Origin of the sequence: Streptomyces sp. NPDC059649 (genome assembly GCF_042734445.1) — a bacterium.
Lineage (GTDB): Bacteria > Actinomycetota > Actinomycetes > Streptomycetales > Streptomycetaceae > Streptomyces.
In genome coordinates this window covers 1-10,963 of the sequence record NZ_JBHWDV010000104.1, presented here as the reverse complement: position 1 = coordinate 10,963, position 10,963 = coordinate 1, and the positions used below count along the sequence as shown (strand labels likewise).

The window sequence follows — 10,963 nt, the reverse complement described above, 5'->3', positions numbered from 1 at the left end:
CACCCACCCACGGGAGGGGACAGACCGGAGGACGAAGTCTGTAGGGCTGTCACCGCACCCGACAAACAACCGCCCGCCGCCAGGCGCAACGGCGACCAAGCCCCACGGCGGGACGGCCGATAACGTACGCGGCGCCGCAAAGCGCAGCGGAACGGCGAACAACCCCCACGGCGGGACAGCCAAGTACGTACGGGGCGCCGCAAAGCGCAGCAGAACGGCGAGCGAGCCCCGCGACGGGACAGACGGGTACGTGGGGAGGAAACACCTGGTTCACAGGGGAAACTGCCCGCCGAAACACACGCTTTCTAACGTCCGGGGCTGACGATGAGCCCGGGCCGGAGGAGACGTGGCATGAGCGAAGCCGTTGCGGCACGCAACGAAGAGACAACGCACGGCGGGGCACCCGACAACGTACGGCCAAGGCCAAGCGCAGCGGAAGGCGCAGCGGAAGGCGCAGCCGAGACCCTGGAGGACTACACCCTCCGGTTCGCGCCGCGCAGTTACCGGCGGTGGACGCCGGCCGTGGTGGCGACCACCGCGCTGGGCGGGATCGCGTACATGGCCGACTTCTCGATCGGCGCCGGGATCGGGCTCGCCCACGGCACCGGCAACGCGCTGACCGCGATCCTGGTCGCGGCCGTGGTCATCTTCGTCACCGGTTTCCCGCTCGCCTACTACGGGGCCCGTTACAACATCGATCTGGACCTGATCACCCGCGGCGCCGGCTTCGGCTACTACGGGTCGGTGCTCACCAGCGTCATCTTCGCCAGCTTCACCTTCATCTTCTTCGCGCTGGAAGGCTCGATCATGGCCCAGGGGCTGCGGCTGGGCCTCGGGCTGCCGCTGTGGCTGGGCTATCTGGTCGCCACGCTCCTGGTGATCCCGCTGGTCATCTACGGCATGAAGGCACTGAGCAAGCTCCAGGTCTGGACGACGCCGCTGTGGCTGCTGCTGATGGTTGGGCCGTTGGTCTACCTGGTCGCCACCGACCCGGGCACCGTGCACCGCTTCGTGTCGTACGCCGGGACCGACGGCCACGGCGGGGTCAACACCGCGTCCGTGCTGCTGGGCGCGGGCGTCTGCCTGTCGCTGATCGCGCAGATCGGTGAGCAGATCGACTATCTGCGGTTCATGCCGCCCAAGACCGAGGCGAACAAGCGCACTTGGTGGACCGCGGTGATCATGGCCGGGCCCGGCTGGGTGGTCCTGGGCGCGGTGAAGCAGGCCATCGGGCTGTTCCTCGCCGTCTACATCCTCGCGAAGGCCGGGCCGGCCGCGGCGACCGAGCCGATCCAGCAGTTCACCGGCGCGTTCGCCGCGATGATGCCCTCCTGGCTGGTGGTGCCGCTGGCCGTGGTCCTCGTCGTGATCAGCCAGATCAAGATCAACGTGACCAACGCCTACTCCGGCTCGCTGGCGTGGACGAACTCCGTCACCCGGGTCACCAAGCGCTACCCGGGCCGGATGGTCTTCGTCCTGGCCAACCTGGCGTTCGCGCTGATCCTGATGGAGGCCGACATGTTCAGCTTCCTCAACGGGATCCTGGGTTTCTACTCCAACTGCGCCATCGCCTGGGTCGTCACGGTCGCCACCGACATCCTCGTCAACAAGTACCTGCTGAAACTCTCCCCGAAGATCCCGGAGTTCCGCCGCGGCATGCTCCACGCGGTCAACCCGGTGGGGGTGGTGGCCTTCACCGCGGCCTCCGGCCTGTCCATCGCGATGTACTTCCACGCGCTCGGCGACACCCTCCAGCCGTACTCACCGGTGGCCGCCGCAGCACTCGCCTTCGTCCTCACGCCGCTGATGGCAGTGGTCACCAAGGGCCGGTACTACCTGCGGCGTTCCGACGACGGGATCGACGAGCCGCTGCTGGACGCGGACGGCAACCCGAGCGCCACGAGCTACCCGTGCCACGTCTGCCACCAGGATTTCGAGCGCCCCGACCTGGCCGCCTGCCCGACCCACGACGCTATGGTCTGCTCCCTGTGCCTCAGCACGGACCGGTCGTCCGAGCACTTGCGGTAGCGCTGCGCTTGGCGGCGCCACGCACGTACCCGTCTGTCCCGCCGCGGGGCTCGCTCGCCGTTCCGCTGCGCTTGGCGGCGCCCCGTACGTACTTGGCCGTCCCGCCGCGGGTCTTGGTCGCCGTTGCGCGCTTTGCGGCGCCCCGCACGTACCTGTCTGCTGCACCGCGGGTCGTCTCGCCGTTGCGCGCTTTGCGGCGCCCCGCACGTACCTGGCCGTCCCGCCGCGGGGCTTGTTCGCCGTTGCGCCTGGCGGCGGGCGTGGTGTTTTCGGGTGCGGCGCCGGCCCTCCAGACTCCGTCCTCCGGTCCAGCCCCTCCCGTGAGTGGGGGGGAAGAGCTGAGTGGGGGCGGGCGTTGTCCGGGAAGTTCCGCGTGTCGGGTGTCGTGGGGTGATGGGAATGCCTCCCCACGCCCACGGTGTTGGGGCCGCAAGGGGCGTTCGCGTCCCCTACGGGATCTGTTCGCCCCCGCCCTACGGGACCTCCCCCACCTCCACCCCCACCCACCGTCTTCCTACCCACTCCCGGGAGGGGACGGGCCGGAGGGGCCTTGTTCGTGGACGTAAAGCGAAGCAGTCCACGAACAAGGCCCCGGAGGCCCGTCACCGCACCCAACAACCACCAGCCCGCCGCAGGCGCAACGGCGAACAACACCCGCGGCGGGACAGACAGGTACGTGCGGGGCGCCGCAAAGCGCAACGGCGAGACGCCCCGCGGCGGAACAGACGAGTACGTGCGGGGGCGCCGCAAAGCGCAACGGCGAGGCGCCACCACGGCGCTACAGCCGAGTACGTGGGCGCGCCGCAAAGCGCAGCGGACCCGCGGCGCCGCAGACAAGTACGTGGGAGGCCCAGCCAACGCCCCTTGCTTAGAGGGCACTTCAAGCGCTTGGCTGAATACCCATGAAGTACACGCAGCTCGGACGCACCGGACTCAAGGTCAGCCGACTCGTTCTCGGGACGATGAACTTCGGCCCGCAGACGGACGAGGCCGACAGCCACACGATCATGGACGCGGCGCTCAGTGCGGGCGTCAACTTCTTCGACACCGCCAACGTCTACGGCTGGGGTGACAACAAGGGCCGCACCGAGGAAATCATCGGCTCCTGGTTCGGCAAGGGCGGCGGCCGGCGCGACAAGACCGTGCTGGCCACCAAGGTCTACGCGAACATGGCGCCCGACGGCGACGGGGCCTGGCCCAACCACGACAAGCTCTCCGCCGTCAACATACGGCGCGCGGTGGACGCCAGCCTCAAGCGGCTGGGCACCGACTACATCGACCTCTACCAGTTCCACCACGTCGACCGGGACACCCCCTGGGACGAGATCTGGCAGGCCATCGACGTCCTCGTCCAGCAGGGCAAGATCCTCTACGCCGGCTCCTCCAACCACGCCGGCTGGCACATCGCCCGCGCCAACGAGACGGCCGCGCGCCGCGGTTCGTACGGTCTCGTCAGTGAGCAGTGCCTCTACAACCTCTTCGAGCGGCGCGCCGAGATGGAGGTCATCCCGGCCGCACAGGGCTACGGCCTGGGCGTCATCCCCTGGTCCCCGCTGCACGGCGGGCTGCTGGGCGGTGCGCTCCGCAAGGAGCGGGAGGGCGGCGGCGCCCGGTCGGTCTCCGGCCGCTCGGCCGATTCGCTCGCCGACGCGAAGGTCCGCGCGCAGATCCAGTCCTACGAGGAACTGCTCGACAAGCACGGCCTGGAGCCCGGCGAGGTCGCCCTGGCCTGGCTGCTGACCCGGCCCGGTGTCACCGGCCCGATCGTCGGCCCGCGCACCTCGGCCCAGCTCGCCTCCGCGCTGCGCGCCGTCGAACTGGAGCTGCCGGACGAACTGCTCACCTCGCTGGACGAGATCTTCCCCGGCCCCGGACCGTCCCCGGAGGCGTTCGCCTGGTGAACCCCGGTTCGCCAGCCGTGATCCAGGCGGCGTGATCCGTGCGCCGTGATCCGTGCGCCGTGATCCGTGCGCCGTGATCTCTGCGCTGTGATCCGTGCGCCGTGATGCGTGATCCGTGAGCGGTGGCTTGCCTTCTGGGGCCGCCTCAGTGCAGCGCCGCCGCCACGATCACAACGATGAGCAGCACGGCGAGCAGGCCGGACATGACGCGGTTACGGGTTTTCGGGTCCACCCTCTGAGCGTAACCGGGGTGGACCCGAACATTTCACCGGGTCGGGCCGCCCGCTCCGCTCACTCGCCCAGCGGCCAGGAGGCGATCTCCTCATAGTGGGACTGCGCTCCGGCCTTACCTGGGGTCGGCGGATGGCTGCGCATCAGGGAGAGCGCCCTGACCGTCCAGGAACGGCCGCTGAATTCCCTCAGGGCGGCTGCGTACGGGGCGAGCTTCAGGTGGCCGGCGCGGTTCCGGGCGAGGGTGAGGTGGGGGGTGTAGGGGCGGTGCTCGTCCACCTCAAGACCCGCCCGCCGGCCCGCGGCCGCCGCCGAGTCGGCGAGCCTGCGCATGGCCGGCCGGTCGCCGTCCGCGCCGGCCCACACCACCCGGTCCGCGAAACGGCCACCGCCGGCGATCCGCAACTCGTACGGATCCCGGCGGTGGGCCGCCCGGCCAAGCCGTTCCTGCAGCTCGGGCACGATGTCGTCGGGGACCTCGCCGTAGAAGGCGAGGGTGAAGTGCCAGCCGTCCCGCGCGCTCCAGCGCAGGAGCTCGGCCGCCGGGAGCTTCTTGAGCAGGGCCACCTCGGCGGCGAGCTCGTCGAGCACGGCGGCGGGCGGTAGGACGGCGGCGAAGAGTCTCATGCGGTCAGTGTGGCGGATCGGCGGCGGCCGGCGGCGGGAGTGCAACCGGGCGACGGCCCGGCTGCACCACACCGACCGCACCCGGCTCAGCCGTTGCTCAGCGGCTGATCAACCGCAGCTCAGCCGCAGCTCAGCCGCTGATCTCCTTGCGGGACGCATCCCCGCCGATGCTGATCTTGCGGGGCTTGGCGCGCTCCGCGATCGGGATCCGCAGCGTGAGCACACCCGCGTCGTAATCGGCCTGGATGCGCTCGGTGTCGAGGGTGTCGGCCAGCATCAACTGCCGGGAGAAGACGCCCAGCGGACGCTCGGAGAGCTCCATCTGCACATCGTCGGCCTTGGTGATCGGCCGGCGCTCGGCCTTGACGGTCAGCATGTTCCGCTCGACGTCGATGTCGATCGCGTCCGGGGAGACGCCGGGCAGGTCGAGAGCGATCACATACTCCTCGCCCTCGCGGTACGCGTCCATCGGCATCGTGGACGGCCGCGACCAGGTGCCGGACGTGCCCAGCAGCTGCTGGGTGAGACGGTCGAGCTCACGGAACGGGTCGGTGCGCATCAACATCGTGAAACACCTCCAAGGGGATCAGGCTCTGGTGCCTGCCAATGCGCTTCACCTGTCTTCCGTTGTAACATGTCATCCGAAAGACGACAAGTGAAATGTCATCGACTTGCTGACGTAGCATTGACGCCTTGAGCAGACACTCAACGTCTGGGTGTCTCGACGTTCTTGGCGCCTTGACGCCGTGACGCTTTGGTGTCTCGACGTCTTGGTGCCTGACGTCTTGGTGCCTCGACGTCTTGGTGTCTTGGCGGTGATCGATCGCCTCGCGAAGGAGAGCCCCATGCCCGCAGACGAACGCCCCGAGAGCCCCTCACCCGCGTCCTTCCTCGCCGCCGCGGCTGCGCTCCGTACGATCGACGAGACCCTGCGCGGCGCCCGTACGGACGAGACCGAGGCACCCGCCGACGGTCCGGCCCGTGCGTCGGGCGACACCTTGTGGGGCGACGCATCAGCGGCCGCGGAGGGCAGCCGCGTCGAGCAGGCCCTGGCCTCGCTGCTGTTGTTGCGGGAGGTGCGGGAGCGGCTCGCGACGTGGGAGACGGGGCTGATCGAGACCGCCCGGGAGGCCGGCGCCAGCTGGGCCGACCTGGCCGGACCGCTCGGCGTGGCCAGCCGCCAGGCCGCCGAACGCCGCTATCTGCGGCTGCGCCCCGGCGCCGCCGGCACCACCGGCGAGCAACGCGTCAAGGCCACCCGCGATCGCCGCGCCGCCGACCGCACCGTCACCGCCTGGGCCCGCCACAACGCCGCCGACCTGCGCCGTCTCGCCGGTCAGATCACCGCCCTGACCGACCTGCCCACCGCCGCCCGCACCCCCCTCGAAGAGCTCGGCCAGGCCCTCGGCGACAACGACGCCGCCCAGCTCGTCGCCCCGCTCACCGCCACCCGCCCTCACCTGCAGCAGCGCCACCCCCAACTCGCCGCCCGCATCGACGACCTCACCCGCCACACCGACCGCCTCCGCCAGAACAGCCACGACCAGCGACGCACCACTTCTTGAGGGGCCGCAACCACTTCTTGAGGGGCCGCACCACTTCCTGAGTGCGGGGAGGTCAGGTCGGGGGCAGGCGGGGTGTCGGCAACTGCGGGTGGGGGCGGGGGCGCACGTCGGGGGCAAGTCGGGAGGGCCACCTCATGGGCGACCGCCCCGCCGCACTGTGAAGGAAGCGACCGCCCCGCCGCGCTGTGAAGGAAGCGACCGCCCGGCGCCACGCGCCCCTCGCCGACCTCACCGGCCGCTCATGCCGTACGCCTGACTGCCCCCTGCCCGGTCATCAGCCGCTCGACCAGCCGTTGGGTTGCTGGGCCAGCTGTCGGTTGGCTCGACCAGCCGTCGGGAGGCTCGGCCGGGCGGCCGGCCGGCCGCCCGGCCGAGCCTCCCGACGGCTGGTCGAGCCAACCGACAGCTGGCCCAGCAACCCAACGGCTGGTCGAGCGGCTGATGACCGGGCAGGGGGCAGTCAGGCGTACGGCATGAGCGGCCGGTGAGGTCGGCGAGGGGCGCGTGGCGCCGGGCGGTCGCTTCCTTCACAGCGCGGCGGGGCGGTCGCTTCCTTCACAGTGCGGCGGGGCGGTCGCCCATGAGGTGGCCCTCCCGACTTGCCCCCGACGTGCGCCCCCGCCCCCACCCGCAGTTGCCGACACCCCGCCTGCCCCCGACCTGACCTCCCCGCACTCAGGAAGTGGTGCGGCCCCTCAAGAAGTGGTTGCGGCCCCTCAAGAAGTGGTGCGTCGCTGGTCGTGGCTGTTCTGGCGGAGGCGGTCGGTGTGGCGGGTGAGGTCGTCGATGCGGGCGGCGAGTTGGGGGTGGCGCTGCTGCAGGTGAGGGCGGGTGGCGGTGAGCGGGGCGACGAGCTGGGCGGCGTCGTTGTCGCCGAGGGCCTGGCCGAGCTCTTCGAGGGGGGTGCGGGCGGCGGTGGGCAGGTCGGTCAGGGCGGTGATCTGACCGGCGAGACGGCGCAGGTCGGCGGCGTTGTGGCGGGCCCAGGCGGTGACGGTGCGGTCGGCGGCGCGGCGATCGCGGGTGGCCTTGACGCGTTGCTCGCCGGTGGTGCCGGCGGCGCCGGGGCGCAGCCGCAGATAGCGGCGTTCGGCGGCCTGGCGGCTGGCCACGCCGAGCGGTCCGGCCAGGTCGGCCCAGCTGGCGCCGGCCTCCCGGGCGGTCTCGATCAGCCCCGTCTCCCACGTCGCGAGCCGCTCCCGCACCTCCCGCAACAACAGCAGCGAGGCCAGGGCCTGCTCGACGCGGCTGCCCTCCGCGGCCGCTGATGCGTCGCCCCACAAGGTGTCGCCCGACGCACGGGCCGGACCGTCGGCGGGTGCCTCGGTCTCGTCCGTACGGGCGCCGCGCAGGGTCTCGTCGATCGTACGGAGCGCAGCCGCGGCGGCGAGGAAGGACGCGGGTGAGGGGCTCTCGGGGCGTTCGTCTGCGGGCATGGGGCTCTCCTTCGCGAGGCGATCGATCACCGCCAAGACACCAAGACGTCGAGGCACCAAGACGTCAGGCACCAAGACGTCGAGACACCAAAGCGTCACGGCGTCAAGGCGCCAAGAACGTCGAGACACCCAGACGTTGAGTGTCTGCTCAAGGCGTCAATGCTACGTCAGCAAGTCGATGACATTTCACTTGTCGTCTTTCGGATGACATGTTACAACGGAAGACAGGTGAAGCGCATTGGCAGGCACCAGAGCCTGATCCCCTTGGAGGTGTTTCACGATGTTGATGCGCACCGACCCGTTCCGTGAGCTCGACCGTCTCACCCAGCAGCTGCTGGGCACGTCCGGCACCTGGTCGCGGCCGTCCACGATGCCGATGGACGCGTACCGCGAGGGCGAGGAGTATGTGATCGCTCTCGACCTGCCCGGCGTCTCCCCGGACGCGATCGACATCGACGTCGAGCGGAACATGCTGACCGTCAAGGCCGAGCGCCGGCCGATCACCAAGGCCGACGATGTGCAGATGGAGCTCTCCGAGCGTCCGCTGGGCGTCTTCTCCCGGCAGTTGATGCTGGCCGACACCCTCGACACCGAGCGCATCCAGGCCGATTACGACGCGGGTGTGCTCACGCTGCGGATCCCGATCGCGGAGCGCGCCAAGCCCCGCAAGATCAGCATCGGCGGGGATGCGTCCCGCAAGGAGATCAGCGGCTGAGCTGCGGCTGAGCTGCGGTTGATCAGCCGCTGAGCAACGGCTGAGCCGGGTGCGGTCGGTGTGGTGCAGCCGGGCCGTCGCCCGGTTGCACTCCCGCCGCCGGCCGCCGCCGATCCGCCACACTGACCGCATGAGACTCTTCGCCGCCGTCCTACCGCCCGCCGCCGTGCTCGACGAGCTCGCCGCCGAGGTGGCCCTGCTCAAGAAGCTCCCGGCGGCCGAGCTCCTGCGCTGGAGCGCGCGGGACGGCTGGCACTTCACCCTCGCCTTCTACGGCGAGGTCCCCGACGACATCGTGCCCGAGCTGCAGGAACGGCTTGGCCGGGCGGCCCACCGCCGGGATCCGTACGAGTTGCGGATCGCCGGCGGTGGCCGTTTCGCGGACCGGGTGGTGTGGGCCGGCGCGGACGGCGACCGGCCGGCCATGCGCAGGCTCGCCGACTCGGCGGCGGCCGCGGGCCGGCGGGCGGGTCTTGAGGTGGACGAGCACCGCCCCTACACCCCCCACCTCACCCTCGCCCGGAACCGCGCCGGCCACCTGAAGCTCGCCCCGTACGCAGCCGCCCTGAGGGAATTCAGCGGCCGTTCCTGGACGGTCAGGGCGCTCTCCCTGATGCGCAGCCATCCGCCGACCCCAGGTAAGGCCGGAGCGCAGTCCCACTATGAGGAGATCGCCTCCTGGCCGCTGGGCGAGTGAGCGGAGCGGGCGGCCCGACCCGGTGAAATGTTCGGGTCCACCCCGGTTACGCTCAGAGGGTGGACCCGAAAACCCGTAACCGCGTCATGTCCGGCCTGCTCGCCGTGCTGCTCATCGTTGTGATCGTGGCGGCGGCGCTGCACTGAGGCGGCCCCAGAAGGCAAGCCACCGCTCACGGATCACGCATCACGGCGCACGGATCACAGCGCAGAGATCACGGCGCACGGATCACGGCGCACGGATCACGGCGCACGGATCACGCCGCCTGGATCACGGCTGGCGAACCGGGGTTCACCAGGCGAACGCCTCCGGGGACGGTCCGGGGCCGGGGAAGATCTCGTCCAGCGAGGTGAGCAGTTCGTCCGGCAGCTCCAGTTCGACGGCGCGCAGCGCGGAGGCGAGCTGGGCCGAGGTGCGCGGGCCGACGATCGGGCCGGTGACACCGGGCCGGGTCAGCAGCCAGGCCAGGGCGACCTCGCCGGGCTCCAGGCCGTGCTTGTCGAGCAGTTCCTCGTAGGACTGGATCTGCGCGCGGACCTTCGCGTCGGCGAGCGAATCGGCCGAGCGGCCGGAGACCGACCGGGCGCCGCCGCCCTCCCGCTCCTTGCGGAGCGCACCGCCCAGCAGCCCGCCGTGCAGCGGGGACCAGGGGATGACGCCCAGGCCGTAGCCCTGTGCGGCCGGGATGACCTCCATCTCGGCGCGCCGCTCGAAGAGGTTGTAGAGGCACTGCTCACTGACGAGACCGTACGAACCGCGGCGCGCGGCCGTCTCGTTGGCGCGGGCGATGTGCCAGCCGGCGTGGTTGGAGGAGCCGGCGTAGAGGATCTTGCCCTGCTGGACGAGGACGTCGATGGCCTGCCAGATCTCGTCCCAGGGGGTGTCCCGGTCGACGTGGTGGAACTGGTAGAGGTCGATGTAGTCGGTGCCCAGCCGCTTGAGGCTGGCGTCCACCGCGCGCCGTATGTTGACGGCGGAGAGCTTGTCGTGGTTGGGCCAGGCCCCGTCGCCGTCGGGCGCCATGTTCGCGTAGACCTTGGTGGCCAGCACGGTCTTGTCGCGCCGGCCGCCGCCCTTGCCGAACCAGGAGCCGATGATTTCCTCGGTGCGGCCCTTGTTGTCACCCCAGCCGTAGACGTTGGCGGTGTCGAAGAAGTTGACGCCCGCACTGAGCGCCGCGTCCATGATCGTGTGGCTGTCGGCCTCGTCCGTCTGCGGGCCGAAGTTCATCGTCCCGAGAACGAGTCGGCTGACCTTGAGTCCGGTGCGTCCGAGCTGCGTGTACTTCATGGGTATTCAGCCAAGCGCTTGAAGTGCCCTCTAAGCAAGGGGCGTTGGCTGGGCCTCCCACGTACTTGTCTGCGGCGCCGCGGGTCCGCTGCGCTTTGCGGCGCGCCCACGTACTCGGCTGTAGCGCCGTGGTGGCGCCTCGCCGTTGCGCTTTGCGGCGCCCCCGCACGTACTCGTCTGTTCCGCCGCGGGGCGTCTCGCCGTTGCGCTTTGCGGCGCCCCGCACGTACCTGTCTGTCCCGCCGCGGGTGTTGTTCGCCGTTGCGCCTGCGGCGGGCTGGTGGTTGTTGGGTGCGGTGACGGGCCTCCGGGGCCTTGTTCGTGGACTGCTTCGCTTTACGTCCACGAACAAGGCCCCTCCGGCCCGTCCCCTCCCGGGAGTGGGTAGGAAGACGGTGGGTGGGGGTGGAGGTGGGGGAGGTCCCGTAGGGCGGGGGCGAACAGATCCCGTAGGGGACGCGAACGCCCCTTGC

General features: G+C 70.6%; 9 protein-coding genes. 5 read left to right on the top strand and 4 right to left on the bottom strand.

Annotation, left to right across the window (positions count from 1 at the left end; all coding sequences use genetic code 11):
• Nucleotides 1-351: 351 nt before the first annotated feature.
• Together ACFV1J_RS39870 and ACFV1J_RS39865 are read left to right on the top strand one after the other, a co-directional pair.
• Complete coding sequence (locus tag ACFV1J_RS39870) at nucleotides 352-2,028, top strand: purine-cytosine permease family protein (RefSeq protein ID WP_385866825.1); 1,677 nt, start codon at nucleotides 352-354, stop codon at nucleotides 2,026-2,028.
• A 902-nt stretch (nucleotides 2,029-2,930) separates the two neighbouring features.
• Complete coding sequence (locus tag ACFV1J_RS39865) at nucleotides 2,931-3,929, top strand: aldo/keto reductase (protein ID WP_385866817.1); 999 nt, start codon at nucleotides 2,931-2,933, stop codon at nucleotides 3,927-3,929.
• Nucleotides 3,930-4,220: 291 nt separating this feature from the next.
• Here the strand turns inward: ACFV1J_RS39865 and thpR (ACFV1J_RS39860) are convergent, their stop codons facing one another.
• Both thpR (ACFV1J_RS39860) and ACFV1J_RS39855 read right to left on the bottom strand, forming a co-directional pair.
• A complete protein-coding gene (thpR, locus tag ACFV1J_RS39860; RefSeq protein WP_385866819.1) occupies nucleotides 4,221-4,787 on the bottom strand; it encodes an RNA 2',3'-cyclic phosphodiesterase in 567 nt (188 codons plus the stop codon).
• 130 nt (nucleotides 4,788-4,917) lie between these two features.
• Nucleotides 4,918-5,352, bottom strand: a complete 435-nt coding sequence (locus tag ACFV1J_RS39855; RefSeq protein WP_385866821.1) for an Hsp20/alpha crystallin family protein — start codon at nucleotides 5,350-5,352, stop codon at nucleotides 4,918-4,920.
• 280 nt (nucleotides 5,353-5,632) lie between these two features.
• Here ACFV1J_RS39855 and ACFV1J_RS39850 point away from each other — a divergent pair, with 280 nt between their 5' ends.
• Entirely contained in the window at nucleotides 5,633-6,352 is a 720-nt protein-coding gene (locus tag ACFV1J_RS39850) for a type III effector protein (RefSeq protein WP_385866823.1), read from the top strand.
• Nucleotides 6,353-7,068: 716 nt separating this feature from the next.
• On the opposite strand, the gene ACFV1J_RS39845 is transcribed toward ACFV1J_RS39850, so the two are convergent.
• Nucleotides 7,069-7,788 carry a type III effector protein gene (locus ACFV1J_RS39845; protein WP_385866823.1) on the bottom strand — a complete coding sequence of 240 codons (720 nt, stop codon included), beginning with the start codon at nucleotides 7,786-7,788 and terminating at the stop codon, nucleotides 7,069-7,071.
• A 280-nt stretch (nucleotides 7,789-8,068) separates the two neighbouring features.
• Between ACFV1J_RS39845 and ACFV1J_RS39840 the strand changes: the two genes are divergently transcribed.
• A complete protein-coding gene (locus ACFV1J_RS39840; protein ID WP_385866821.1) occupies nucleotides 8,069-8,503 on the top strand; it encodes an Hsp20/alpha crystallin family protein in 435 nt (144 codons plus the stop codon).
• A gap of 130 nt (nucleotides 8,504-8,633) precedes the next feature.
• Entirely contained in the window at nucleotides 8,634-9,200 is a 567-nt protein-coding gene (thpR, locus tag ACFV1J_RS39835) for an RNA 2',3'-cyclic phosphodiesterase (RefSeq protein WP_385866819.1), read from the top strand.
• A gap of 291 nt (nucleotides 9,201-9,491) precedes the next feature.
• Here thpR (ACFV1J_RS39835) and ACFV1J_RS39830 read toward each other — a convergent pair whose 3' ends face one another.
• On the bottom strand, nucleotides 9,492-10,490 hold the full coding sequence (locus ACFV1J_RS39830) for an aldo/keto reductase (protein ID WP_385866817.1): 999 nt from the start codon (nucleotides 10,488-10,490) through the stop codon (nucleotides 9,492-9,494).
• Nucleotides 10,491-10,963 lie beyond the last annotated feature (473 nt).